The following is a 26,665-nucleotide window of genomic DNA, read 5'->3' as shown; positions in this document are numbered from 1 at the left end:
CACTACTCGTCACCTTTTTAAGCGGGGAGCACCATGCCCAAGCGTACCGACATTAACAGTATCCTGATCATTGGCGCCGGCCCCATCGTCATCGGCCAGGCGTGCGAATTCGACTACTCCGGCGCCCAGGCCTGCAAGGCGCTGCGCGAGGAGGGTTTCCGGGTCATCCTGGTCAACTCCAATCCGGCCACCATCATGACCGACCCGGCCATGGCCGATGCCACCTACATCGAGCCGATCACCTGGCAGGCGGTGGAGAAGATCATCGAGGCCGAGCGCCCCGACGCCATCCTGCCCACCATGGGTGGCCAGACCGCGCTCAACTGCGCGCTCGACCTCGACAAGCATGGCGTGCTCGAGAAGTACGGCGTGGAGATGATCGGTGCCAACGCCGACGCCATCAACAAGGCCGAGGACCGCGACCTGTTCGACCAAGCCATGAAGCGCATCGGCCTGGAGTGCCCCAAGGCCGAGGTGGCTCACACCATGGAGGAGGCCTGGCGCATTCAGGAGTCGCTGGGCTTCCCGGTGATCATTCGCCCCTCCTACACCATGGGCGGCTCCGGCGGCGGCGTGGCCTACAACAAGGAGGAGTTCGAGGAGATCTGCACCCGCGGCTTCGAACTCTCCAACAACCACGAGCTGCTGATCGACGAGTCGCTGCTGGGCTGGAAGGAGTACGAGATGGAGGTCGTTCGTGACAAGAACGACAACTGCATCATCGTCTGCTCGATCGAGAACTTCGACCCCATGGGCGTGCACACCGGCGACTCCATTACCGTGGCCCCGGCGCAGACGCTGACCGACAAGGAATACCAGATCATGCGCGACGCATCGCTTGCGGTGCTGCGCGAGATCGGCGTCGAGACCGGCGGCTCCAACGTGCAGTTCGGCGTCGACCCCAAGACCGGGCGCATGGTGGTCATCGAGATGAACCCGCGGGTGTCGCGCTCCTCGGCGCTGGCCTCCAAGGCCACCGGCTTCCCGATCGCCAAGATCGCCGCCAAGCTGGCGGTGGGTTACACCCTGGACGAGCTCTCCAACGACATCACCGGCGGGCGTACCCCGGCCTCCTTCGAGCCGGCCATCGACTACGTGGTCACCAAGATCCCGCGTTTCACCTTCGAGAAGTTCCCCCAGGCCAACGACCGCCTCACCACCCAGATGAAGTCGGTGGGCGAGGTGATGGCCATCGGGCGTACTTTCCAGGAGTCGCTGCAGAAGGCGCTGCGCGGCCTGGAGACCGGCAACGACGGCCTCGACCCCAAGGTGAGCGAGTTCACCGAGGAGGCCATGCAGCACATCAAGGGTGAGCTGCAGGCCGCCGGCGCCGACCGCATCTTCTACGTCGCCGATGCCATGCGTGCCGGCATGAGCGTGGAGGATATCTTTGCCCTGACCAAGATCGATCCCTGGTTCCTCGTCCAGTTGGAGGACCTGGTACGCATCGAGCACGACGTGGCCAAGCGCTCGCTCTCCGAGCTCAGCGCCCAGGAGCTGTTTGGCCTCAAGCGCAAGGGCTTCTCCGACGCACGCCTGGCCAAGCTGCTCGGCGTATCCGAGAAGGAGTTCCGCAAGACCCGCCAGAAGGCCGGGATTCGTCCGGTCTACAAGCGCGTCGACACCTGTGCCGCCGAATTCGCCTCGGACACCGCCTACATGTACTCCACCTACGAGGAGGAGTGCGAGGCGGAGGTCTCCGATCGCCAGAAGATCATGGTGCTGGGCGGCGGGCCCAACCGTATCGGCCAGGGCATCGAGTTCGACTACTGCTGCGTCCATGCCGCCTTCGCCATGCGCGACGACGGCTATGAGACCATCATGGTCAACTGCAACCCGGAAACCGTCTCCACCGACTACGACACTTCCGACCGTCTCTACTTCGAGCCGGTGACCCTGGAGGACGTGCTCGAGATCGCCGACAAGGAGCAGCCGGTCGGCGTGATCGTGCAGTTCGGCGGCCAGACCCCGCTCAAGCTGGCCCGCGAGCTCGAGGCCGCCGGTGTGCCCATCATCGGCACCACCCCGGACGCCATCGACCGCGCCGAGGACCGCGAGCGCTTCCAGCAGATGATCGACAAGCTGGGCCTCAAGCAGCCGCCCAACGCCACCGCGCGCAGCTTCGACGAGGCCTTCGCCAAGGCCGAGGCGATCGGCTACCCGCTGGTGGTGCGGCCGAGCTACGTGCTCGGCGGGCGCGCCATGGAGATCGTCTACTCCGCCGACGAGCTGGAGAACTACATGACCCATGCGGTCAAGGTCTCCAACGACTCCCCGGTGCTGCTCGATCACTTCCTCAATGCCGCCATCGAGATCGACATCGATGCCGTCTCCGACGGCCACGAGGTGGTGATCGGCGGCATCATGCAGCACATCGAGCAGGCCGGCGTGCACTCCGGCGACTCCGCCTGCGCGCTGCCGCCCTACTCGCTGCCGGCAGACGTGCAGGACGAGATGCGCGATCAGGTCAAGCGCATGGCCGTCGAGCTCGGCGTGGTGGGCCTGATGAACGTGCAGCTGGCGTGGCAGGACGACGAGATCTACGTCATCGAGGTCAATCCGCGTGCCTCGCGCACCGCCCCCTTCGTCTCCAAGTGCATCGGTACCTCGCTGGCCCAGGTCGCCGCCCGCTGCATGGCCGGCAAGACCCTGGCCGAGCAGGGCTTCACCCGCGAGATCGTGCCTCACTTCTACAGCGTCAAGGAGGCGGTGTTCCCGTTCAACAAGTTCCCCGGGGTCGACCCGATCCTGTCGCCGGAGATGAAGTCCACCGGCGAGGTGATGGGCTCGGGCGAGACCTTCGCCGAGGCCTTCTACAAGGCGCAGTTGGGCGCCGGCGAGGCGATCCCGGCGCTGACCGGCGAGCGCAAGGCGTTCCTCTCGGTGCGCGAACCGGACAAGGCGGGAGTTATCGAGATCGCCCGTTCTCTGCTAGGATTGGGATTCACCCTGTGCGCGACTCGCGGCACTGCCGCAGCCCTCGAAGCCGCTGGCCTCGAGGTGGAGGTCGTCAACAAGGTCTATGAAGGTCGTCCGCATATCGTCGATCTGCTCAAGAACGACGACATCGCCTACATCGTCAATACCACCGAGGGTCGCCAGGCGATCAACGACTCGTCGGTGATCCGTCGCACCGCACTGGCCCGCAAGGTGCCCTATGCCACTACCCTGGCAGGGGCGAGTGCCGTTTGCATGGCGCTGGAGTATGGCAACGAGATCACGGTGCGGCGGCTACAGGAACTGCATGCAGGAGCAACGCAATGAACAAGGTCCCGATGACCGTTGCCGGCGAAGCACGCCTGCGCAAGGAACTCGAGGAGCTCAAGAGCGAGGCGCGCCCCAAAGTGATCGCGGCCATCGCCGAGGCGCGTGAACACGGCGATCTCAAGGAGAATGCCGAGTACCACGCGGCGCGCGAACAGCAGGGCTTCATCGAGGGGCGTATCCAGGAGATCGAGAGCAAGCTCTCCAACGCCCAGGTGATCGACGTAGCCAAGCTGCCGCAGACCGGCAAGGTGATCTTCGGCGTCACCGTGGAGCTGATCAACCTCGGCAACGACGAGGAGGTGAGCTACCAGATCGTCGGCGAGGACGAGGCCGACATCAAGGCCGGCAAGATCTCCGTCACCTCGCCCATTGCCCGTGCCCTGATCGGCAAGGAGGAGGGCGACGTGGTGGTGGTCAGCACGCCGGGCGGCGAGGTCGAGTACGAGATATCCAGCGTCGAGCACCGCTGAGCCGAGCCCAGCCGGCATGGAAAAGCCCGCGACATCATGTCGCGGGCTTGCTTTTTCAGCCCTTGGCTCTTTCTGGGCTTTTCCTCGGCGGCTTGCCGGTTGGTCTCAGTGCCGGCCGTGGTGGTTCTCGAAGCGCTTGATGTTGGAGAGCTTCGGGTTGGCCTGGGGGCTCTTGCGGTAGAGCAGCGCCATCTTGCCGATGGTCTGCACGCGCTCGGCGCCGCTGGCCGCCAGCAGCTCCTCGAGCATGGCGGCGCGGTCGTCGCGTTCGGCCAGGGCCAGCTTCACCTTGATCAGTTCATGATCGGCGAGCGCCCGGTCGAGTTCCGCCAGCACCCCCTCGGAGACACCGTTCTCCGACACCGTCACCACCGGGTTGAGGTGGTGGCCGATGCTGCGAAATGCTTTCTTTTGTGCCTGTGACAAGCTCATGGTATCTTGCGTCTTCCCGGTTGCGCGTAACCTGCCATGGTACGGTGAAATGCGCGCCGGCGAAAGCATGGCAAGGCCCACCGGGCCCTCGTCCAGCTCTGCATCATACCGAACCGGGCCGGCATGTCTGCGCTCTGCTCGGCGTCTTCAGTCAAGGTGATCGTGTGGCTCGATCCACTTCCTCGTCCCGCAACGGCGCATCCGACGGCTCGCGCCGCCAGCGGCCTGGTGCCAGTAAGGGCAGCGCAGGCAAGAGCAGTGCCAGCAAGAGCAGCGCCGGCTGGCTCAAGGAGCACTTCGACGACCGCTTCGTGCAGCAGAGCTGGCAGGACGGCTATCGCTCCCGTGCCAGCTACAAGCTGCTGGCGCTCGACGAGAAGGACCGGCTGTTCAAGCCCGGCATGAGCGTGATCGACCTGGGCGCGGCCCCGGGCGGCTGGAGTCAGGTGGCGGCCGACCGCGTAGGCCCTGAAGGCATGGTGATCGCCTCGGACATCCTCGAGATGGATGCCCTGGCCGGCGTCGAGTTCATTCAGGGCGACTTCACCGAGGAGGCCGTGCTGGAGGCGATACTCGCCGTCCTCGATGGCAGGCCGGTGGACCTTGTTATGTCCGACATGGCCCCCAATATGAGTGGTATGAGCGCCATCGACCAGCCCCAGGCCATGTACCTGGTGGAGCTGGCGCTGGACCTGGCGCGCCAGACCCTGCGCCCCGGCGGTCGCTTCCTGGCCAAGGTGTTCCAGGGCGAGGGCTTCGATGCCTATCTGAAGGAGCTGCGCGAGAGTTTTGCCAAGGTGGTGACACGCAAGCCGGAGGCGTCCCGCGCCCGCTCGCGCGAAGTCTACCTGCTGGCAGACGGATTTCGGGGCTGAGCCGCGGCTCGGCCCGACGACACGAGCCAGGGTGCGGCGGCGCCGGCCCTGGGCGATCGACAATAGCTTTAGACTAATAGCGCTATGGCCAGACATGGCCGCCCAACTGTGCCACAGTGTGGGATGGTGCGGGTACGGCCCGCGAGGCGGAACATGGCCTCTCCATTCGTGGTCTTAGAGCCAGGCATCGTTGGCCGAGAGTAGCTTGCAATGAGGGTAGACCCTTGAATGATATGGCGAAGAATCTGATTCTCTGGTTGGTCATCGCAGCCGTGCTGCTGACGGTGTTCAACAATTTCACCGTCGACACGACACCGCAGTCGATGAACTACTCCCAGTTCGTCCAGCAGGTGCAGAACCAGCAGATCCGCAGCGTGACCATCGACGGCTACCGCATCACCGGTGAGCGGGCCGACGGTTCGCAGTTCCAGACCATCCGGCCGGCGGCGGAGGATCCCAAGCTGATCGACGATCTGCTCTCCAACAACGTCACCGTGGTCGGCAGGGAGCCCCAGGAGCAGAGCCTGTGGACGCGGCTGCTGATCGCCAGCTTCCCGATCCTGCTGATTCTCGCCATCTTCATGTTCTTCATGCGCCAGATGCAGGGTGGCGCCGGCGGCAAGGGCGGGCCGATGAGCTTCGGCAAGTCCAAGGCCAAGCTGCTCTCCCAGGATCAGATCAAGACTACCTTCGCCGATGTCGCCGGCTGCGACGAGGCCAAGGAGGAGGTCGAGGAGCTGGTCGACTTCCTGCGCGACCCCTCCAAGTTCCAGCGCCTGGGCGGCACCATTCCCCGCGGCGTGCTGATGGTGGGGCCGCCGGGCACCGGTAAGACGCTGCTGGCCAAGTCCATCGCCGGCGAGGCCAAGGTGCCGTTCTTCTCGATCTCCGGCTCCGACTTCGTCGAGATGTTCGTCGGCGTGGGTGCGTCCCGCGTGCGCGACATGTTCGAGCAGGCCAAGAAGCAGGCCCCCTGCATCATCTTCATCGACGAGATCGATGCCGTGGGCCGTTCGCGCGGTGCCGGCATGGGCGGCGGCAACGACGAGCGCGAACAGACACTGAACCAGCTGCTGGTGGAGATGGACGGCTTCGAGGCCAACGAGGGCATCATCGTCATCGCCGCCACCAACCGCCCCGACGTGCTCGACCCGGCGCTGCTGCGCCCGGGCCGCTTCGACCGCCAGGTGGTGGTACCGCTGCCCGACATCCGCGGCCGCGAGCACATCCTCAACGTGCACCTGCGCAAGGTGCCGCTGGCCGACGACGTCAAGCCGTCGCTGATCGCCCGCGGTACCCCGGGCTTCTCCGGCGCCGACCTGGCCAACCTGGTCAACGAGGCGGCGCTGTTCGCCGCGCGCCGCAACAAGCGCCTGGTGGGCATGGAGGAGCTGGAGCTGGCCAAGGACAAGATCATGATGGGCGCCGAGCGCCGCTCCATGGTCATGACCGAGAAGGAGAAGCTCAACACTGCCTACCACGAGTCGGGCCACGCCATCATCGGCCTGGTGGTGCCGGAGCACGACCCGGTCTACAAGGTGACGATCATCCCCCGCGGTCGCGCCCTGGGCGTGACCATGTTCCTGCCCGAGCAGGATCGCTACAGCCTGTCGCGTCAGCAGATCCTCAGCCAGATCTGCTCGCTGTTCGGCGGCCGCATCGCCGAGGAGATGACCCTGGGCCCGAACGGGGTCACCACTGGGGCCTCCAACGACATCAAGCGCGCCACCGAGCTTGCCCACAACATGGTCGCCAAGTGGGGCCTCTCCGACGAGATGGGCCCGATCATGTACGACGAGGACGAGTCCCACCAGTTCCTCGGCGGTCCGGGCCAGGGCGGCGGCAAGCTGAAGTCCGGCGAGACCATCTCGCGCCTCGACAAGGAGGTGCGCAAGGTGATCGACGAGTGCTACGAGCAGGCGCGCACCATCCTCGAGGAGAACCGCGACAAGCTCGACGCCATGGCCGAGGCGCTGATGAAGTACGAGACCATCGATGCCGACCAGCTCAAGGACATCATGGAGGGGCGCGATCCGCGTCCGCCCAAGGACTGGGAGGATGGCGACTCCTCCGGTCCCGGGGCACCGGTGACCGACGAGCCTGCCGCCGAGGCGACCCCCGAGGCCACCCCCGAGGATGAGGCCGGCGGCGACGAGGAGGACGACGAGCCCCGCCGCCGTCCCTCCGACCCGCTGGGCGGCCCGGCCGGCTCCTGAAGCCGCAGCGTCCACCCCCTGACAGGCGCCCCCATCGTGGGGCGCCTGTGCGATTATGAGCCCCGATTCCCGCCACCACGAGCCATGATGACTTCGACCCTTGCCTCCCTCGCCTGCGGCCGCCACCGGCTGGACCTCAGCTTTCCCCGCGTGATGGGGATCCTCAACGTCACCCCCGACTCCTTCTCCGACGGCGGCCGCCATGTGGCCCTGGATGACGCCCTGCGCCACGCCGAGCGCATGCTGGCCGAGGGGGCGGCGATCATCGACGTGGGCGGCGAGTCCACCCGCCCCGGCGCCGATGAGGTCTCTTCCCAGCAGGAGCTCGACCGGGTCGCGCCGGTGGTGGAGGCCCTGGTGCGCGAGCTGGACGCCCTGGTCTCGGTGGATACCAGCTGCCCCGAGGTGATGCGCGAGAGCGCGGCCCTGGGGGCCGGCATGATCAACGACGTGCGCGCCCTGGAGCGCGAGGGCGCGCTGGCCGCGGCAATCGGCACGGGCCTGCCGGTTTGCCTGATGCATCGCCAGGGCGAGCCCCGCGACATGCAGCAGGCGCCCCGCTATGATGTGCCCATCGAGGAAGCGGTGGTCGACTACCTCGCCGAGCGGGTCGCCACCTGCGAGGCGGCCGGCCTGCGCCGCGAGCGCCTGCTGGTCGACCCCGGGTTCGGCTTCGGCAAGACCGTGGAGCACAACCTGCGCCTGCTAAATCGCCTGGAGCGCCTGGCGGTGCTCGAGCTGCCGCTGCTGGTGGGCATGTCCCGCAAGAGCATGATCGGCAAGGTGCTGGAGCGTCCGGTGGAGGAGCGCCTGCCCGGGGGGCTGGCGCTGACGGCCCTGGCGGTGGAGCGTGGCGCCCGCATCCTGCGTGTCCATGACGTGGCCCCCAGCGTGGATGCGGTGAACATGACCTGGGCCGTACTCAAGGAAGGATGCTGATGACACGACGCTATTTCGGCACCGACGGAATCCGCGGAACCGTCGGTGAGCCCCCCATCACGGCGGATTTCATGCTCAAGCTGGGCTGGGCCACCGGCCGCGTGCTGGCCGCGCGCGGCGGCAAGCGTCGCCCGCGGGTGCTGATCGGCAAGGACACCCGGATCTCCGGCTACATGTTCGAGTCGGCGCTGGAGGCGGGGCTCTCCGCCGCCGGCGTCGACGTGGCCCTGCTCGGCCCCATGCCGACGCCCGGCATCGCCTACCTGACCCGCACCTTCCGTGCCGATGCCGGGATCGTCATCTCGGCCTCCCACAACCCCTTCGCCGACAACGGCATCAAGTTCTTCTCCACCGCCGGGACCAAGCTGGACGATGCCCTCGAGGGGGAGATCGAGGCGATGCTCGACGAGCCGCTGACCACGGTGGCGGCCGACCAGCTGGGCAAGGTGGCGCGCATCGACGATGCCGCCGGCCGCTATATCGAGTTCTGCAAGTCCACGGTGCCGGATCGGGTGAGCCTGACGGGCCTGAAGGTGGTGCTGGACTGCGCCCACGGCGCGACCTACCACATCGCCCCCAGCGTGTTCCGCGAGCTGGGCGCAGAGGTGAGCCTGATCGGCGCGAGCCCCGATGGCCTCAATATCAACAAGGCGGTCGGCTCCACCCACCCGGCGGCACTGCGCGCGGCGGTGATCCAGCAGGGCGCCGACCTCGGCGTGGCCTTCGACGGCGACGGCGACCGCGTGCTGCTGGTGGATGCCGACGGTCGCGAGATCGACGGCGACGACATCCTCTACCTGATCGCCCGTGACCGCCACGCCCGCGGCGAGCTGGGCGGCGGCGTGGTGGGCACCCTGATGTCCAACTTCGGCCTGGCGGCGGCCTTCGAGGAGATGGGCGTGCCCTTCGAGCGCGCCAAGGTGGGCGACCGCTACGTGATGGAGCGGCTGGCCGCCAAGGGCTGGCAACTGGGCGGCGAATCCTCGGGCCATATCGTCTGTGGCCACGTGCAGACCACCGGCGACGGCATTGTCTCGGCGCTGCAGGTGCTGGCAATCATGGTGCGCGAGGAGAAGCCGCTGCAGCGCCTGCTGGCCGGCCTGGAGAAGGCGCCCCAGGCGCTGGTGAACGTGCGGCTCACGCCGGGCAGCAAGGCGGCGCTGCTCATGGAGCGGCCGGAACTCCAGGCGGTGGTGGCCGAGGTGGAGGCCGAGCTGGGCGACGAGGGGCGCGTGCTGCTGCGCCCCTCCGGCACCGAGCCGCTGATTCGCGTGATGGTGGAGGGGCGTCCCCACCTGGATGTGGACGGCCTGGCGCGACGCATCGCCGCCGAGGTCGAGTCGCTACTGGGCTGAGCGGGGCCGGTTGTCTTGACAGGGCCGCTCCTATACCATTTCGCTCCACCTTGAAAGAGGACAGTCGATGCGTACCCCGCTGCTTGCCGGCAACTGGAAGATGAATGGCTCGGCCGATCTGGTCGAGGCGTTCGGTCGTGCCTTTGCCGAGGCCGAGCTGCCGGAGGGGATCGAGGTCGTGATCTTTCCTCCGTTCCCCTACCTGGATGCGGCGCGGCGCGCCTTCGCCGACACTCCGCTGCGGCTTGGCGCCCAGTCGCTCAATCCGCTGCATTCCGGGGCGCATACCGGCGAGGTCAGCGGGCGCATGCTGTGCGAGTTCGGCGTGCGCTATGCCCTGGTCGGGCATTCGGAGCGCCGTCAGCTCTATCGCGAAGGCGATGCGCAGGTCTTCGATCGCCTGCTGGCCGCCCTCAGCGTCGGCCTGACGCCGGTGCTCTGCGTGGGCGAGACCCTCGAGGAGCGCGATGCCGGCCGCACCATGGAGGTGGTGCTGCGCCAGGTGGGGTTCGTGATGTCGCGCCTGGAGCCGGAGCAGCGCCCGCGCGTGGTCATCGCCTACGAACCGGTGTGGGCCATCGGCACCGGTCGCACCGCCACGCCGGAGCAGGCCCAGGAGGTCATGGCCGGCATTCGCGACTACCAGGCCAGCTACGACCGGGAGCTGGCCGATGGACTGCGGTTGCTCTATGGGGGGAGCATGAACGCCGGCAATGCCGCCGAACTGCTCGCCCAGCCCGATATCGACGGCGGCCTGGTGGGCGGTGCCTCGCTCAAGGTCGACGATTTCCTAGCCATCTGTCAGTCAGCAGGTTGATTCCATGCAAGTTGTCATTCTCATGATCCACGTGGCGATCGCCATCGCCCTGGTCGTCCTCGTCCTGCTGCAGCAGGGCAAGGGCGCCGAAGCCGGCGCCGCCTTCGGTGGCGGTGCCTCCCAGACCGTGTTCGGTTCCCGCGGCAGCGGCGGTTTTCTCTCCAAGAGCACCGCGGTACTGGCGGCGGCATTCTTCGCCACCTCCCTGACCCTGGCCTGGTATGCCACCCAGGCGAGCCAGGCGCCGGAGGCCGGGATTCCCGACTCCCGTCTGATCGAGCAGCAGCGCGGCATTCCGACCCTTGACGACAGTGCTCAAGGTATGGATAATGCAGCGCCAGTGCTGGAGGGAAGCGACGACTAGATCGCTTCGCAGTTTCCAGCCTCCCCTGATGCCGAAGTGGTGGAATTGGTAGACACGCTATCTTGAGGGGGTAGTGACCTTACGGTCGTGCGGGTTCAAGTCCCGCCTTCGGCACCATCTGATTCACCGCAGCGCCCTGGGCGCACAGGCGGTCCTTCAGACAGCAGGATTGGCATAGCGGTGAGCATCCCTTGACGTAAGTCGCGGTGATGCGTAGAATCACCGACCTAGATTGATGCGGGGTGGAGCAGTCTGGTAGCTCGTCGGGCTCATAACCCGAAGGTCGTCGGTTCAAATCCGGCCCCCGCTACCATCTTCCGGTTGACGCCTTTCGAATTGCGGTCCATGCGCTAAAGTTCGAAGAGAAGGGGCGGTCAGATTGCCGGAGTGGTATACAGGTTTCTTCTGAAAGCCCCTTCCTGTGAAGGGGCTTTTTGTTAGCAGCATGCAGGGCGTTGCGCGCCCGGCGGCTGTTCCGGGCAACGCCAATCAGCCACCTGACTTTCCTGATGACTCCCGGCCAGGTGCCTGATGCAACGGCTGTAGGAGCGATATTTTCGTGGCAATCAAGGATGCAGCCCTGCACGCAATGATCGAACCCGTGGTCACTGCCATGGGTTTCGAGCTGTGGGGCATCGACTTTCAATCCCAGGGCAGGCACTCCCGTCTGGTGATCTACATCGATCACGAGAATGGCGTCAGTGTGGACGACTGCGCCGACATCAGTCGCCAGGTAAGTGCGGTGTTCGACGTCGAGGACCCGATCCGCGGCGAGTACCGCCTCGAGGTCTCCTCCCCGGGCATGGACCGTCCGCTCTACACCCTCGATCAGTTCACCCGCTATCGCGGCCACGATGTGGCGCTGAAGCTGCGTGTGCCCTTCGAGGGGCGACGCAAGTTCCAGGGCCTGCTGGCCGGTGTCGAGGGGGATGAGGTGCTGCTCCAGATGGACGGCGAGGAGTACTGCTTTCCGATCGAGAGCATCGACCAGGCGCACGTGGTGCCAAGGTTCGAGGACCCGGTCGATGGTCAGCCGTGACCATCAGGCTACCGGTCGGCACGGCGCAATGAGCATGACGCTCGAGGATAGGTTTTCTGGCGAGGCAATGGCATGAGCAAAGAGATTCTGGCGGTCGTTGACGCGATCTCCAACGAGAAGGGAGTTCCCCGCGAGGTGATCTTCGAGGCCGTCGAGGCGGCCCTGGCCAGCGCGTCCCGCAAGCGCTTCGAGGATGAAGAGGCCAGCGTGCGGGTGCATATCGATCGTCGTACCGGTGAGTACGAGACCTTCCGCCGCTGGACGGTGGTGGAAGACGACGACTTCGATGGTCCCGACCACGAGATCAAGCTCTCCTTCGCCGAGCGTCGCGACCCGCCCCTGGCGCTGGGCGATGTGGTCGAGGAGAAGATCGAGAACGCCGACTTCGGCCGCATCGCCGCCCAGACCGCCAAGCAGGTGATCGTGCAGAAGGTGCGCGAGGCCGAGCGGGCCGAGGTGGTGCGCCTCTACGCCGAGCGCGAGGGCGAGCTGGTCTCCGGCATCGTCAAGAAGACCACCCGCGACGGCCTGATCATCGACCTGGGCGAGAACGCCGAGGCGTTCCTGCCGCGCAGCGAGATGATCCCCGGCGAGCGCTATCGCATGAACGAGCGCGTGCGCGCCCTGCTGGTCAAGGTGGATCCCGAGGCGCGCGGCGCCCAGTTGATCCTGTCGCGCACCTGCCCGGAGCTGATCATCGAGCTGTTCAGCATCGAGGTGCCGGAGATCGCCGAGCAGCTCATCGAGATCAAGGGCGCCGCCCGTGATCCGGGCTCCCGGGCCAAGATCGCCGTGAAGACCAACGACCGGCGCATCGATCCGGTCGGCGCCTGCGTGGGCATGCGCGGCTCCCGCGTCCAGGCGGTCTCCTCGGAGCTGCAGAACGAGCGCGTCGACATCGTGCTGTGGGACGACAACCCCGCCCAGCTGGTGATCAACGCCATGGCGCCGGCGGACGTCGCCTCCATCCTGGTGGACGAGGATGCCCACGCCATGGACGTGGCGGTGGCCGAGGACAACCTGGCCCAGGCCATCGGCCGCAGCGGCCAGAACGTGCGCCTGGCCTCCGAGCTGACCGGCTGGCGGATCAACGTCATGACCGAAGCGGATGCCGAGGCCAAGCGCGACCAGGAGATCGACAGCCTGGTCGAGCACTTCATCCAGCACCTGGACATCGACGATGACGTCGCGCGCCTGCTGGTGGAGGAGGGCTTCACCTCCCTGGAGGAGATCGCCTACGTACCGGTCGAGGAGATGCTCGAGATCGAGGAATTCGACGAGGAGATCGTCGAGGAGCTGCGCGCCCGCGCCAAGGACGAGCTGCTCAACCTGGCCATCGCCTCCGAGGAGGAGCTCGACGGCGCACAGCCGGCCGAGGACCTGCTGGAGATGGACGGCATGGAGCGCCACCTGGCCTTCATCCTGGCCAGCCGCGGGATCGCCACCATGGAAGATCTTGCCGAGCAGTCCGTCGATGACCTGCTGGACATCGAGGGGATGGACGAGGAGCGCGCCGCGGCATTGATCATGACTGCCCGTGCGCCCTGGTTTGAAAACGAATAGCTCGAAGGCGATTGGCGTGACAGGCGCCATGCCCGGTAACCAGAGACCGGGCGAGAGGATTCGAAGCGAAGAATTGGGGTCACGGGCTCAGGAGGGTCGTAATGTCAGAGATGACCGTTAAGGATTTTGCAGCGAAGGTGGGGCGCGACGTGCCTCGTCTGCTGGAACAGATGAAAGAGGCCGGTCTCGGCCACAAGACCGAAGGCGATGCGGTGTCCGAAGAGGACAAGCGCCAGCTGCTGGACTACCTCACCAAGAGTCACGGTGGTGGCACCAGCGCCGCGGCGCCGAAGAACCGCATCACCCTGACGCGCAAGACGCGTACGCGCATCAACACCGGCGAGCGCGGCAAGACCATCGAGGTGCAGGTGCGCAAGAAGCGTACCTACGTCAAGCGGGCCGATGAAGAGGCGACGCCGGAGCCGGTCGAGGAGACCGGGCCGCGCCAGCTGGTCGGTGACATGGCCGACTCCCAGCAGGCCCAGGCCGAGCAGGAGGCCCGCGAGGCCGAAGCCGCCAAGACCCGCGCCGCCGATGAGGCCGCCCGCGAGGCCGCGGCCAAGCTCGAGGCCGAGAAGGCCGAAGCCGAGCCGCAGATCCCGGTGCCCGAGCTCGAGGAGGCACCGGCCGGTGACGAGCCGCCCGCGCCGCCCAAGGAAGGCCGTACCGATCGTCGTACCGCGCCGCCCAAGAAGGCCGCCGCCAAGAAGGGGCGGCACGAGCGCGACGACGATGATCGCGACGAGCGTCGGCGTGGCGGTGCCAAGAAGGCCAAGCGCGCCGAGCGCCGCGGCGGTCGTCGTGGTGGCACTCAGGGAGGCGGCAAGCACGGCTTCCAGAAGCCGACCCAGCCGATCGTCCGCGAGGTCTCCATCCCCGAGTCGATCAGCGTCGCCGACTTGGCCGACAAGATGTCGATCAAGGCGAACGAGGTCATCAAGGCCATGTTCACCATGGGCGCGGCGGTGACCATCAACCAGACCATCGATCAGGACACCGCGGCCATCGTGGTCGAGGAGATGGGCCACAAGCCCAAGCTGATCAAGGACGACGCCCTCGAGACCGAAATGCTCGAAGGCATCTCCTACGAGGGCGAGGAGATCACCCGCTCGCCGGTGGTCACCGTGATGGGTCACGTCGACCACGGCAAGACCTCGCTGCTCGACTATATCCGCAAGGCCAAGGTGGCCACCGGTGAAGCCGGCGGCATCACCCAGCACATCGGCGCCTACCACGTCGAGGACGAGCACGGTGGCGTGACCTTCCTGGATACCCCCGGCCACGCGGCGTTCACCGCCATGCGTGCCCGCGGCGCCAAGGCCACCGACGTGGTCATCCTGGTGGTGGCCGCCGACGACGGCGTGATGCCCCAGACCATCGAGGCGATCGAGCACTCCAAGGCGGCCGATGTGCCCATGGTGGTGGCGGTCAACAAGATCGACAAGCCGGCGGCCGATCCGGATCGGGTCAAGAACGAGCTTTCACAGCACGGCGTGATCTCCGAGGAGTGGGGCGGCGACACCCAGTTCGTTCACGTCTCGGCCAAGAGCGGTGAAGGCATCGAGGACCTGCTGGAAGCGATCCAGCTGGTCTCCGAGGTGCTCGAGCTCAAGGCCGTGCCGGCAGCGCCCGGCAAGGGCGTGGTGGTCGAGTCCCGCCTCGACAAGGGCCGCGGCCCGGTGGCCACCGTGCTGGTCCAGAACGGTACCCTGAAGAAGGGCGACATCGTGCTGGCCGGCCTACACTACGGCCGCGTGCGCGCGCTGACCAACGAGCTGGGCCAGCAGGTCGACTCGGCCGGTCCCTCGATGCCCGTGGAGATCCAGGGCCTCGACGGCACCCCGGACGCCGGTGACGACTTCATGGTGGTGGCCGACGAGAAGAAGGCCCGCGAGGTCGCCAACTTCCGTCAGGGCAAGTACCGCGAGGTGCGCCTGGCTCGCCAGCAGAAGGCCAAGCTGGAGAACATGTTCAGCCAGATGGGCCAGGACGAGGTCGCCAAGGTCAACATCGTGCTCAAGGCCGACGTCCAGGGCTCCCTGGAAGCGATCAAGGGCGCGCTGGAAGAGCTCTCCACCGACGAGGTGCAGGTGGCCGTGGTCTCCTCCGGGGTGGGCGGCATCACCGGCACCGACGCCAACCTGGCGCTGGCCTCCGAGGCCATCGTGGTCGGCTTCAACGTGCGTGCCGACGCCGCGGCCCGCGAGATCATCGAGCGTGAAGGCCTGGATCTGCGCTACTACAGCGTCATCTACCAGCTGATCGACGAGGTCAAGCAGGCGATGAGTGGCATGCTGGCGCCGGAGTGGAAGGAAGAGATCGTCGGCGTGGCCGAGGTCCGTGACGTCTTCCGCGCGCCCAAGATCGGCGCCGTGGCCGGCTGCATGGTGGTCGAGGGCAGCGTCTTCCGTAACAAGAAGATCCGCGTGCTGCGCGACAACGTGGTGATCTACGAGGGTGAGCTCGAGTCGCTGCGCCGCTTCAAGGACGACGTCCAGGAAGTGCGCAACGGCATGGAGTGCGGCATCGGCGTGAAGAACTACAACGATGTCCAGGTCGGCGACAAGATCGAGGTCTTCGATCAGGTCAAGGTCGAGCGGACCCTCTAAGGGCTCGAGGAGTCGTTCATGCGCGAGTTCAAGCGAACCGACCGGGTGGCCGACCAGCTCCAGAAGGAGCTGGCGGTACTCATCCAGCGCGAGGTCAAGGACCCGCGCCTGGGCATGGTGACGGTCAGCGGCGTCGAGGTCAGTCGTGACCTCGGCTACGCCGACGTCCACGTGACCCTGCTGGGCGAGGACACCCCGGAGCGGATCAAGGAGAACCTCAAGGTTCTCAAGCAGGCCGCGGGTTTCCTGCGGGGCCAGGTCGCGCGGCGCATCAAGCTGCGCCACGTGCCGGAGCTGCGCTTCCACTACGACGAGAGCGTGGTGCGGGGTCAGCGGCTCTCCTCGCTGATCCAGGAGGCGGTCGCCAGCGACCGCTCCCGCAGTGGCGAGGAGAGCGGCGACGAGGGCGCTGAGTCGAGCGGCGAGGGTCAGCCCGGCAGCGACAGCGGGCGCGACTGATGGCGCGTCGGCGTCGCGGCCTGCCGGTCAACGGGGTGCTGCTGCTGGACAAGCCCAAGGGCCTCTCCAGCAACCACGCCCTGCAGCGTGCCCGGCGGCTGTTCCAGGCCCAGAAGGCCGGTCATACCGGCACCCTGGACCCCATGGCCACCGGGCTGCTGCCGGTCTGCTTCGGTGAGGCGACCAAGTTTTCCGCCCACCTGCTGGCCGCCGACAAGGTCTACCGTACCCGGGTCGAACTGGGCGCGGTGACCGATACCGGCGACGCCGAGGGCGAGGTGGTCGAACGCTGTGCGGTGCCGCCGCTCACCGCGGCCGACGTGGAGGGCGTGCTCGAGCGCTTCCACGGCGAGATCGAGCAGGTGCCGCCGATGTACTCGGCGCTCAAGCATCAGGGGCGCAAGCTCTATGAGCTGGCCCGCGAGGGCAAGACGATCGAGCGTGCAGCGCGGCGCGTGACGGTGTATGATGCCCGGCTTCTCGCCTTCGAGGGCGAGGCCTTCGAGCTGGAGGTGAAGGTCAGCAAGGGCACCTATGTGCGCACCCTGGCCGAGGACATCGGTCGGGCCCTGGGCAGCGGCGCGCATATCAGCGCGCTGCGGCGCCTGGCGATCGGCCCTTTCACCGCGCCGGGCATGCTGACCCTCGAGGCCCTGGAGGCGCTGCCCGACCAGGCCGCCCGGGAGGCGACGCTGCTGCCCGTCGACGTGCTGGTCGCGCACCTGCCGCGACTCGAGCTGGACGCCTCGGCGGCCGCTCGCCTGACCCTGGGTCAGGCGGCGCGTGTCGATGCCTCGGGCATCGCCACCGGCGAGACGGCAAGACTCTACTGCGACGGGGCCTTCCTGGGCCTCGGCGCGGTAACGGCGCCACAGGAGGTGGCGCCGAAACGGCTGCTGAGCACCGCGGCCGATTGAAGGGAGAAACGCCCGAGACTGCAAATATGCGTGGTCTCACACACTCATCATTCAGGCATATTGCTTACTGGAGAGACAGATGGCACTGACAGCCGAGCAGAAGTCCGCAATCGTCAGCGAATTTGGTCGCGGCGAGAACGACACCGGTTCCCCCGAAGTGCAGGTAGCCCTGCTGAGCGCCAACATCGATGGCCTGCAGGACCACTTCAAGACCAACAAGCAGGATCACCACTCCCGTCGTGGCCTGATCCGCATGGTCAACCAGCGCCGCAAGCTGCTTGACTACCTGAAGCGCAAGGACTTCGAGCGCTATCAGGCACTGATCCAGCGTCTGGGCCTGCGTCGCTAAGAAAAGGGTATTTCGCTGCTGCGCTCGATATCCTGGCTGCCGGCGGTGCTCGGAATCCTCATGTAGCGAGCTACACTCCGGTTCCTGCGCTCCGGCGGCAACCAGCCTCTCATCGCTCGCAATGCGAAATCCCCCTTTTCTTCAGCATTTTTGAAACGGGTAGCTCCCTCGGGGGGCTACCCGTTTTGCTTTTTGGCGCCGGACTAGGGGCGCCGGGGACAGGTCGTAGGGGAGGTCCGAGGACCAGGGATGGCCGAGGTAGCGTACATGGACGTATTCACAGCGCCTCCCCGAAGGCCTGTCGCCGGATCAACCCCGGCCGGTGATGTCTGGGTGGAAATGTCGCTATCCGGTGGCCGCGGGGCGCGTCAACCCCTAAAATGGTCGCCGAGTCAAAACGACCCCAACACAGAAAAGTAGATAGGAAGGAAGTCGCCGTGAATCCGGTCAAGAAGACATTTCAGTACGGTCGCAGCACCGTCACCCTGGAAACCGGGCGCATCGCCCGCCAGGCCACCGGTGCCGTCATGGTCACCATGGACGACACCGTGGTGCTCTGCACCGTGGTGGCGCGCAAGGAGGCCAATCCGAGCCAGCCGTTCTTCCCGCTCTCCGTCCACTACCAGGAGAAGACCTACGCGGTCGGCAAGATCCCCGGCGGCTTCTTCAAGCGCGAGGGGCGTCCCACCGAGAAGGAGACCCTCACCTCGCGGCTGATCGATCGCCCGATCCGCCCGCTCTTCCCCAAGGGCTTCATGAACGAGGTGCAGGTCGTCTGCACGGTGCTCTCCACCGACCGCAACCATGACCCGGACATCGCGGCGCTGCTCGGCACCTCCGCGGCCCTGGCCATCTCCGGCGTGCCCTTCAGCGGCCCCATCGGCGCGGCCCGCGTCGGCTTCAACGAGGAGAAGGGCTACTTCCTCAACCCCACCGTCGAGGAGCTGACCACCTCCGAGCTCGACATGGTGGTGGCCGGCACCGAGAAGGCGGTGCTGATGGTGGAGTCCGAGGCCAAGGAGCTGCTCGAGGACGAGATGCTGGGCGCCGTGCTCTACGGCCACATGGAGATGCAGGTGGCCATCCAGGCCATCAACGAGCTGGCCGCCGAGGCGGGCAAGCCGAAGTGGGAGTGGCAGGCACCGGCGGAGAACACCGAGCTCAAGGCCGCCCTGGCCTCCGCGTTCGAGGCCAAGGTGGGCGAGGCCTACCGCATCACCGACAAGATGGCGCGCCAGGATGCCCTCTCCGCCCTCAAGGAGCAGGCCGTCGCCCAGCTCGCCGGCGAAGAGGAGGGCAAGTTCGCCGTCGACGAGGTCAAGGGGGCCTTCTCCGGCCTGGAGAAGCGCGTGGTGCGCCATCGCGTGGTCAAGGGCGAGCCGCGCATCGACGGCCGCGATCACAGGACCGTGCGTCCGCTGGCCATCGAGGTGGGCACCCTGCCCAAGACCCATGGCTCGGCGATCTTCACCCGCGGCGAGACCCAGGCCATCGTGGTGGCGACCCTCGGCACCCTGCGCGACTCCCAGCTGATCGAATCGCTGGAGGGCGAGCGCAAGGACCGCTTCCTGCTGCACTACAACTTCCCTCCCTACAGCGTGGGCGAGGCCGGCTTCATGGGCGGTCCCAAGCGTCGCGAGATCGGCCACGGCCGCCTGGCGCGTCGCGGTGTGCAGGCCATGCTGCCCGACGATGCCGAGCTCCCCTACACCATCCGCGTGGTCTCCGAGATCACCGAGTCCAACGGCTCCAGCTCCATGGCCTCGGTGTGCGGTGCGTCACTGGCGCTGATGGACGCCGGCGTCCCGATGAAGGCCCCGGTGGCCGGTATCGCCATGGGCCTGGTGAAGGATGACGACGGCTTCGCCGTGCTGACCGACATCCTGGGTGACGAGGATCACCTCGGCGATATGGACTTCAAGGTGGCCGGTTCCTCCGAGGGCGTGACCGCCCTGCAGATGGACATCAAGATCGAGGGCATCAACGAGGAGATCATGGAGCAGGCGCTGCAGCAGGCTCTGGAGGCGCGCCTCAACATCCTCGAGCAGATGAATGCGGTGATCGGCCAGAGCCGCACCGAGGTCTCCGAGAACGCCCCCTCCATGGCGACCATCAAGATCGACCCGGAGAAGATCCGCGACGTCATCGGCAAGGGCGGCTCCACCATCCGCAAGATCTGCGAGGATACCGGCGCCTCCATCGACCTGGACGACGATGGCACCGTGCGTATCTATGCCGAGGACAAGAAGGCGGCCAAGGCGGCCATCGACACCGTGCTGGCGATCACCGCCGAGGCGGAGATCGGCAAGCTCTACCTGGGCAAGGTGGTACGCATCGCCGACTTCGGCGCCTTCGTCAACATCATGCCGGGCACCGACGGTCTGGTGCACATCTCCCAGATCGTGCCGGAGCGGGTCAACGACGTGCGTGACTTCCTCAACGAGGGTGACGAGGTGGTGGTCAAGGTGCTCGACATCGACAACCGCAACCGGGTGAAGCTCACCATCAAGGAGATCACCCCGGAAGAGAAGGCGGCCTTCGAGGCCGAGGCAGCCGCCGAGCCTGCGCTCTAAGCGCCAGGCGCCCAGCCGCAACGAAAACCGCCCCCGCAGCCAGGCTGCGGGGGCGGTTTCTTTTTGGCCCGCGGCTTGTCCGGCGACAGGTCTCGAGGGGGCGTTGTGAACCCGTCCTTGGGCGCTACCGACGCCATCCCTGGCGTAGGACCCCCTCTGCGACCTGCCTCCGGCGCCGCTCGTGCCGCAGTGTGCGCTTAGCGCTCGATCGCCAGCGCCACGCCCTGACCGCCGCCGATGCAGAGGGTGGCGAGGCCCTTCTTGGCATCGCGGGCGATCATCTCATGCAGCAGGGTCACCAGCACGCGGCAGCCGGAGGCGCCGATCGGGTGGCCCAGCGCGATGGCGCCGCCGTTGACGTTGACCTTGCTGACGTCCCAGCCGAGCTCCTTGTTGACGGAGAGGGCCTGGGCGGCGAAGGCCTCGTTGGCCTCGACCAGGTCGAGGTCGTCCAGGCTCCAGCCGGCCTTCTCCAGGCAGCGACGGGTGGCCGGGGCCGGGCCGATGCCCATGATGGCCGGGTCGACGCCGGCGTTGGAGTAGGCGGCGATGCGCGCCAGGGGCGTAAGGCCCAGCGCCTTGGCCTTCTCGGCGGAGCAGAGCATCACCGCGGCGGCGCCGTCGTTGAGGGAGGAAGCGTTGCCGGCGGTGATGGTGCCGTCCTTCTTGAAGGCAGGACGCATGCCGCCGAGCTTCTCGGCGCTCACCTCGCGGGGGTTCTCATCGGTGTCGAACACCACCGGGTCGCCCTTGCGCTGGGGGATCTCCACCGGGACGATCTGGCCCTTGAACTTGCCGTCGCGGATGGCCGCAGAGGCCTTCTGCTGGGAGGCGGCGGCGAACTCGTCCATCGCCTCGCGGGTGATGGCGTACTTCTCGGCCAGGTTCTCGGCGGTGATGCCCATGTGGTAGTTGTTGAAGGCGTCCCACAGGCCGTCATGGACCATGGTGTCCACGGCCTTCCAGTCACCCATGCGCTGGCCGTTGCGCGAGTTGGGCAGCACGTGGGGCGAGGCGGACATGTTCTCCTGGCCGCCGGCGATGATCAGCTCGGCGTCGCCGCAGCGGATCGCCTGGGCGGCGAGGTGCAGCGCCTTGAGGCCGGAGCCGCACACCTTGTTGATGGTCATGGCGGGCACGGCAGCGGGCAGGCCGGCCTTGATGGCGGCCTGGCGGGCGGGGTTCTGGCCGACGCCTGCGGTGAGCACCTGGCCCATCAGCACCTCGTCCACCTGGTCGCCGGACACGCCGGTGGTGGCGAGCAGGTCCTTGATCACCAGGGCGCCCAGGTCGCTGGCGGGAATGCCGGCCAGGGAGCCGCCAAAGGCGCCGATGGCGGTACGACGTGCGGCAACGATCACCACTTCTTGCATGGGAGAGTTCTCCTGAATGGTAGACGACGGGCTTGCGGCCGTGCCGCTCAGCAACGGGGCAGGGCCGGGTCAGTCCAGCATAGGTGACTCTTGTGCGCCGCGGCAATGCTTCCATGGGCGCAGGGGGAGAAAGCGCGGAGCGAGGAGGGGGGGGGAACACCGGTGAATGGCGTCCGGGGGCGGGCGGGGCGGCCGGCGTGGTTGCCGGCCGCGGCCCTGGGGCATGATCAGGCCATCTGTACCGGGATGGCGTGGCTGGTATGGCTGACCGTGTTGCCTTCCTGCAGGTAGACCAGCGCCGGCTGGTGGTTCTCGAGCTCCGCTTCGCTGTAGTGGGCGTAGCTGCAGATGATCACGCGGTCGCCGGGGCCGGCCAGGTGGGCGGCGGCGCCGTTGATGGAGATCACCCGGGAGCCCTCCTCGGCGCGAATGGCGTAGGTGGTGAAGCGCTGCCCATTCTCGACGTTGTAGATCTGGATCTGCTCATTCTCGCGGATGCCGGACATGTCGAGGAGCTCGCCGTCGATGGCGCAGGAGCCCTCGTAGTTGAGCACGGCATGGGTAACGCGGGCCATATGCAGCTTGGCCTTGAGCATGATGGTGAACATGGACGTGGGGTCCTCCGGGTAGGCTGCCTCAGCGCGGCAGGGTCAGGGTCAGGTTGTCGATCAGGCGCGTGGCGCCGAGCCGGGCGGCTGCCAGCAGCACGGCCTCGCGGGTGGTGGGCGTGACGGGGCCCAGGTCGGCGGCACGCAGCTCGAGGTAGTCCGGCGCAAAGCCGGCCTGCTGCAGGCGGGCGTAGCCGCGCGCCAGGGTCGGCCCGGTCGCCTCGCCGGCCTCCAGGGCCTCGCGCAGCTCGCCCAGGGTCTGGTAGAGCCGCGGGGCCACCGCGCGCTGCTCGGCGCTCAGGTAGCCGTTGCGCGAGGAGAGCGCGAGGCCGTCCTCGGCGCGCACGATGGGCACGCCGACGATCTCGATGGGGAAGTGCAGGTCGGCCACCATGCGGCGGATCACCGCCAGCTGCTGGTAGTCCTTCTCGCCAAAGCAGGCGATGTCCGGCTGCACCAGGTTGAAGAGCATGCCGACGATGGTGGTGACGCCGTCGAAGTGGCCGGGGCGCGAGCCGCCGCACAGCCCTTCGGTGACCTCGGGGACCGCGATGCGGGTCTGCGCCTCCAGGGGGCGCGGGTAGACCGTGCTCACCTCCGGGGCAAACAGCAGGTCGCAGCCGGCCGCCTCGAGCCCCGCCTGATCCGCCTCGAGGGTGCGCGGGTAGGCGTCGAGGTCCTCGTTCGGGCCGAACTGCATGGGGTTGACGAAGATCGTGGCGATCACCACGTCGGCACGCTCGCGGGCCGCGGCGACCAGCGCCAGGTGGCCGTCGTGCAGATTGCCCATGGTGGGCACCAGGGCGATGCGCTCGCCGCGACGGCGAACGTCCGCCAGCGCCTCGCGCAGGGCGGGGATCTCTCTGAGGGTGCGCATTGCGGGCTCCAGCTAGAAGCAGTGTTCCTCGGCGGGGAAGCGCCGGGCCTTGACGTCCTCGTGGTAGCGCCGGAAGGCGCCCTGGACGTTGTCGGCCTCGGCCATGAAGTTCTTGACGAAGCGCGGCTTGCGGCCGGCGGTGACGTCGAGCATGTCGTGCATCACCAGTATCTGGCCGTCGGTGTCGGGACCGGCGCCGATGCCGATCACCGGGACGTCGAGCGCCTCGGTGATGGCGCGACCGAGGCTCGCCGGCACGCACTCCAGCAGGATGACCGAGGCGCCGGCCTCGACCAGGATGCGGGCGTCCTCGAGGATCTGGGTGGCACGCTCGGCCTCGCGGCCCTGCACCTTGTAGCCGCCCAGCTGGTAGACCGTCTGCGGGGTGAGGCCCAGGTGGGCGCATACCGGCACGCCGCGGCGGGTCAGCTCGCGGATGCCCTCGGCCATCCACGCCTCGCCCTCGACCTTGACCAGCTCGGCGCCGGCGCGCATCAGCTCGCCGGCATTCTCCAGCAGGCGCTCGGTGCTGGCATTGCCCATGAAGGGCAGGTCGACCATCAGCAGGCTCGCGCCCTTGCCGCGGGCCACGCAGCGGGTGTGGTAGCAGATCTCCTCGAGCGTCACCGGCAGGGTGCTGGCGTGCCCCTGCAGGACCATCCCTAAGGAGTCGCCGACCAGCAGCACCTCGATGCCGGCGTCGCTGGCGGCCCTGGCAAAGGAGGCGTCGTAGGCGGTCAGGCAGCTGAATGACTCACCGGCGCGCTTGAAGGCCTGCAGCGTGCTCAGGGTGACGGTTTTCATGGCGTGCTCTCATCGTTGTGGCAGCAGGGGGCGCAAGGTGAGGGCGTCTCCTGCCGGTAACCGTGCTGAAAGTAACCTGCGATTGTTACCCGAACCGCCAGGGCGTGTCGATAGGTAACACTTCCTCGGCGAGATCAGGTCGGCGGTAGCAGCGGTGTCAGCCCTTCGGCCGTCAGGGCGTCGGCCGCTGCCGCCAGGCGCTCGCCATTCGGCAGCACGAGCTGAGGCGCGAGTTCCAGCAGCGGCATCACCACGAAGGCGCGCTGCCTCAGTTCGGGATGGGGCACGACGAGGCGCGGCAGAGCCAGCACGCTGTCATCGAACAGTAGCAGATCCAGGTCCAGGGTGCGGGGCCCCCAGCGGCGCGCACGGACCCGGCGATGTCGCTGCTCCAGCGCCTGCAGCTGATCGAGCAGCGCCAGCGGTGAGAGACGCGTCTCCAGCAGCGCCACGGCGTTGATGAAGTCGGGCTGGTCCTGGGGGCCGAGCGGCCGGCTGGCATAGAGGCGGGAAGCGGCAAGGCGGCGGGTCAGCGGCAGGCGGTCGAGCTCCACGAGGGCCTGCGCGACGTGCCGGCGCGGATCGTCCAGGTTGCTGCCCAGGCCGATCCAGGCGCGGTGGGGGCTCATGCGTTGCCGTTGTCGCCGCCGTTTCCGCCGCGCGGGCCGCGACGGCGACGCTTGCGCTTGCGCGGGGCGCCGCTGCCGGCGGGGTTGGCGCCCGCCTTGTCGAGCAGGCGGCGCTGCTCATGCTCGTCGGCCTGCTGGAAGGCGGTCCACCAGTCGCCGAGGCCGGGCTCGAGCTCGCCGGCGGCCTCGCGCAGCAAAAGCAGGTCGTAGGCGGCCCGGAAGCGGGGGTGCTCCCGTGTCTGGTAGACGCGGCGTCCGCGACGCAGCGGCAGGCGCTGCTGCAGGTCCCAGATGTCGCGCATCGGCAGGCTGAAGCGCTTGGGGATCGAGATGTGCTGCAGCTGGTGGGAGACCACCTGCTGGGAGGCCGCCTGCAGTGCGGGGATGGGGGGCAGCCCCTTGGCCTCCTGCTCGGCCTGGCGCAGCACCACCGGCCCCCAGAGCAGCGCGGCGAACAGGAACGCCGGGGTGACCGGGCGCTCCTCGGCGATGCGTCGGTCGGTGCTGGCCAGGGCGGCCTCCACCAGGGGTTCGGCCCAGGGCAGGGCGTCCATGGCCTCCGCGGCCGCCGGGAAGAGCATCTCGAAGAGCCCGTAGTGGCGCAGCAGCCGGAAGGTCGCCACGCCATGCCCGGACATGAACAGCTTGAGGATCTCGTCGAACAGCCGGGCCGGCGGAATCTGCAGCAGCAGCGGGGCGAGCTCGCGGATCGGCGCCTCGGTGGCGGGATCCAGGTGGAAGTCGAGCTTGGCGGCGAAGCGCACCGCCCGCAGCATGCGTACCGGATCCTCGCGGTAGCGCGTGGCGGGATCGCCGATCAGGCGCAGGGTGCGTGCCTCGATGTCGCGCACGCCATTGGCGAAGTCGTGGATCGAGAAGTCGGCGATGCTGTAGTAGAGCGCATTGATGGTGAAGTCGCGGCGCAGGGCATCCTCCTGGATATTGCCCCAGACGTTGTCGCGCAGCAGCAACCCCTCGTCGGACTGCTGGGCGATATGGTCGCCGTGGTCATCGCCAGGCTTGCCGCGGAAGGTGGTCACCTCGATCACCTCGCGGCCGAAGCGCACGTGCACGATGCGGAAGCGCCGCCCGATGATGCGCGAGTTGCGAAACAGCTCCTTGACCTCTTCCGGCGTGGCGTCGGTGGCCACGTCGAAGTCCTTGGGCATGCGTCCGAGCAGCGAGTCGCGGATACAGCCGCCCACCAGGTAGGCCTGGTAGCCGGCGTTGTGCAGCCGGTAGAGCACCTTGAGGGCGGCATCGCTGAAGTGCTGGCGCGACACCGGGTGCTCCTGACGGGGGATGACGCGCGGCTCGGGTGGGCCGGCGCTGCTGTCGGGGCCGAAGAGGGACTTCAGGCGTTCGCCCGGACTCTGCAGGAAGCGGGTAAATCCTTTGAACATGCGTCGATATCGACTCGCAGTGCGAAAAAAGGGTGCTAAAGCGTCCGAGTGTAGCCGACCCCCGGGACCTTGCATAGCATGGCGGCGGTGTGGCGCGGTGCCTGACGCCTCGCCGCCGTCGGCCAAATAGAAGGGGGAGGCCGGCTGGCCTCCCCCTCAAGTGGTCTTGCAGCATCCTGCTGCTGGTTCTTCTTCGTGATGGCACATCGCCTTGAATACGCACCACAGTCACCAAGGAGAAGAACAGGCTAGCTGTGTTGTTGTCCTTGTTGGCGCTCCTGGTGGTAACCGCCTCGTATTCAAAACAATAATCCAACCACGACGGCAGCTGATCTGCCTCCCCCCGGCTTGTTGGTGTTGTTGCCGGGGGTGCATCTTCGACGGCGATTGTTCTTGTTGTTGGCCGTATTGATGCGTCGCGTCCTGAGCTTCCGGTGCCTCGCGGGGCTTGTTGTTGTTGGCAAGCGAGGGGCCGGGCACGTTACCTGTTGTTCTTGTTGGCTAATCGTGCCTTGCTGCACTGGCCCGCGGTATTTGTTGTTGTTGGCGGTGCGGGCCTCGTCATCCTGGGCTGCAGCGTTGTTCTTGTTGGGGCAGCCGGTGACTCCGGAACTTGTTTTTCTTGCCAAGGTATATAGCAGGCCGCGTGCCATCTGAATTTTATACCTTATCTATCAGTGATCTAGGGGGTGGCGCCTGCTGGCTTCTGCAGCCGGGACGGGAAAGT

At 67.2% G+C, this 26,665-nt stretch carries 22 protein-coding genes and 2 tRNA genes; 17 read left to right on the top strand and 7 right to left on the bottom strand.

Annotated elements, in window-relative coordinates; genetic code table 11:
- Positions 1–33 precede the first annotated feature (33 nt).
- Positions 34–3,264: a carbamoyl-phosphate synthase large subunit gene (gene carB / locus D1793_RS14360; protein ID WP_119022764.1), complete on the top strand. Its 3,231-nt coding sequence runs from the start codon at positions 34–36 to the stop codon at positions 3,262–3,264.
- Positions 3,261–3,737: a transcription elongation factor GreA gene (gene greA / locus D1793_RS14355; protein ID WP_086510466.1), complete on the top strand. Its 477-nt coding sequence runs from the start codon at positions 3,261–3,263 to the stop codon at positions 3,735–3,737. Before carB ends, greA begins: the two co-directional genes overlap by 4 nt.
- 105 nt (positions 3,738–3,842) lie before the next feature.
- Here the strand turns inward: greA and yhbY are convergent, their stop codons facing one another.
- Positions 3,843–4,169, bottom strand: coding sequence for a ribosome assembly RNA-binding protein YhbY (gene yhbY, locus D1793_RS14350; RefSeq protein ID WP_086510465.1), 327 nt, complete (start codon positions 4,167–4,169; stop codon positions 3,843–3,845).
- A 164-nt stretch (positions 4,170–4,333) separates the two neighbouring features.
- Between yhbY and rlmE the strand changes: the two genes are divergently transcribed.
- From rlmE to pnp, 15 genes are all read left to right on the top strand, one after another.
- A complete protein-coding gene (gene rlmE / locus D1793_RS14345) occupies positions 4,334–5,044 on the top strand; it encodes a 23S rRNA (uridine(2552)-2'-O)-methyltransferase RlmE (protein WP_119022763.1) in 711 nt (236 codons plus the stop codon).
- 224 nt (positions 5,045–5,268) lie between these two features.
- Positions 5,269–7,260, top strand: coding sequence for an ATP-dependent zinc metalloprotease FtsH (gene ftsH / locus D1793_RS14340; protein ID WP_119022762.1), 1,992 nt, complete (start codon positions 5,269–5,271; stop codon positions 7,258–7,260).
- 153 nt (positions 7,261–7,413) lie between these two features.
- Complete coding sequence (gene folP / locus D1793_RS14335) at positions 7,414–8,199, top strand: dihydropteroate synthase (protein ID WP_119023701.1); 786 nt, start codon at positions 7,414–7,416, stop codon at positions 8,197–8,199.
- Complete coding sequence (glmM, locus tag D1793_RS14330; RefSeq protein WP_119022761.1) at positions 8,199–9,554, top strand: phosphoglucosamine mutase; 1,356 nt, start codon at positions 8,199–8,201, stop codon at positions 9,552–9,554. Before folP ends, glmM begins: the two co-directional genes overlap by 1 nt.
- Positions 9,555–9,621: 67 nt before the next feature.
- Positions 9,622–10,371, top strand: a complete 750-nt coding sequence (gene tpiA, locus D1793_RS14325; RefSeq protein ID WP_119022760.1) for a triose-phosphate isomerase — start codon at positions 9,622–9,624, stop codon at positions 10,369–10,371.
- Between the two features lie 4 nt (positions 10,372–10,375).
- Complete coding sequence (gene secG / locus D1793_RS14320) at positions 10,376–10,735, top strand: preprotein translocase subunit SecG (RefSeq protein ID WP_119022759.1); 360 nt, start codon at positions 10,376–10,378, stop codon at positions 10,733–10,735.
- 30 nt (positions 10,736–10,765) lie between these two features.
- Positions 10,766–10,852 (top strand) — tRNA-Leu (locus D1793_RS14315).
- 119 nt (positions 10,853–10,971) lie between these two features.
- Positions 10,972–11,048: transfer RNA gene (locus tag D1793_RS14310), tRNA-Met, on the top strand.
- A gap of 246 nt (positions 11,049–11,294) precedes the next feature.
- On the top strand, positions 11,295–11,774 hold the full coding sequence (rimP, locus tag D1793_RS14305; RefSeq protein ID WP_119022758.1) for a ribosome maturation factor RimP: 480 nt from the start codon (positions 11,295–11,297) through the stop codon (positions 11,772–11,774).
- A 72-nt stretch (positions 11,775–11,846) separates the two neighbouring features.
- Entirely contained in the window at positions 11,847–13,337 is a 1,491-nt protein-coding gene (gene nusA, locus D1793_RS14300) for a transcription termination factor NusA (RefSeq protein ID WP_119022757.1), read from the top strand.
- 101 nt (positions 13,338–13,438) lie between these two features.
- Positions 13,439–15,946, top strand: coding sequence for a translation initiation factor IF-2 (gene infB, locus D1793_RS14295; RefSeq protein WP_119022756.1), 2,508 nt, complete (start codon positions 13,439–13,441; stop codon positions 15,944–15,946).
- Positions 15,947–15,964: 18 nt separating this feature from the next.
- On the top strand, positions 15,965–16,405 hold the full coding sequence (gene rbfA, locus D1793_RS14290) for a 30S ribosome-binding factor RbfA (RefSeq protein WP_119022755.1): 441 nt from the start codon (positions 15,965–15,967) through the stop codon (positions 16,403–16,405).
- Entirely contained in the window at positions 16,405–17,322 is a 918-nt protein-coding gene (gene truB, locus D1793_RS14285; protein ID WP_119022754.1) for a tRNA pseudouridine(55) synthase TruB, read from the top strand. Before rbfA ends, truB begins: the two co-directional genes overlap by 1 nt.
- Before the next feature lie 79 nt (positions 17,323–17,401).
- Entirely contained in the window at positions 17,402–17,671 is a 270-nt protein-coding gene (gene rpsO / locus D1793_RS14280; RefSeq protein ID WP_110070029.1) for a 30S ribosomal protein S15, read from the top strand.
- A gap of 437 nt (positions 17,672–18,108) precedes the next feature.
- Entirely contained in the window at positions 18,109–20,244 is a 2,136-nt protein-coding gene (gene pnp, locus D1793_RS14275) for a polyribonucleotide nucleotidyltransferase (RefSeq protein ID WP_205527555.1), read from the top strand.
- Positions 20,245–20,441: 197 nt separating this feature from the next.
- Here the strand turns inward: pnp and D1793_RS14270 are convergent, their stop codons facing one another.
- The 6 genes from D1793_RS14270 to pcnB all read right to left on the bottom strand — a co-directional run bounded on the left by D1793_RS14270 (position 20,442) and on the right by pcnB (position 25,938).
- Positions 20,442–21,617 (bottom strand): acetyl-CoA C-acetyltransferase, encoded by a 1,176-nt coding sequence (locus D1793_RS14270; protein ID WP_119022752.1) that lies wholly within the window; start codon positions 21,615–21,617, stop codon positions 20,442–20,444.
- Between the two features lie 227 nt (positions 21,618–21,844).
- Positions 21,845–22,225 (bottom strand): aspartate 1-decarboxylase, encoded by a 381-nt coding sequence (gene panD / locus D1793_RS14265; protein ID WP_110070032.1) that lies wholly within the window; start codon positions 22,223–22,225, stop codon positions 21,845–21,847.
- A 28-nt stretch (positions 22,226–22,253) separates the two neighbouring features.
- Complete coding sequence (gene panC / locus D1793_RS14260) at positions 22,254–23,102, bottom strand: pantoate--beta-alanine ligase (RefSeq protein WP_119022751.1); 849 nt, start codon at positions 23,100–23,102, stop codon at positions 22,254–22,256.
- A 12-nt stretch (positions 23,103–23,114) separates the two neighbouring features.
- Positions 23,115–23,906, bottom strand: a complete 792-nt coding sequence (panB, locus tag D1793_RS14255; protein WP_119022750.1) for a 3-methyl-2-oxobutanoate hydroxymethyltransferase — start codon at positions 23,904–23,906, stop codon at positions 23,115–23,117.
- A 134-nt stretch (positions 23,907–24,040) separates the two neighbouring features.
- Positions 24,041–24,535, bottom strand: coding sequence for a 2-amino-4-hydroxy-6-hydroxymethyldihydropteridine diphosphokinase (folK, locus tag D1793_RS14250; RefSeq protein WP_119022749.1), 495 nt, complete (start codon positions 24,533–24,535; stop codon positions 24,041–24,043).
- A complete protein-coding gene (gene pcnB / locus D1793_RS14245; RefSeq protein ID WP_119022748.1) occupies positions 24,532–25,938 on the bottom strand; it encodes a polynucleotide adenylyltransferase PcnB in 1,407 nt (468 codons plus the stop codon). Before pcnB ends, folK begins: the two co-directional genes overlap by 4 nt.
- Positions 25,939–26,665 lie beyond the last annotated feature (727 nt).

Source organism: Halomonas sp. JS92-SW72, assembly GCF_003547075.1.
Taxonomy (GTDB): Bacteria; Pseudomonadota; Gammaproteobacteria; order Pseudomonadales; family Halomonadaceae; genus Halomonas; species Halomonas alkalicola.
The sequence above is the reverse complement of the archived record's forward strand: the minus strand, read 5'-3'. Positions and strand labels throughout refer to the sequence as shown.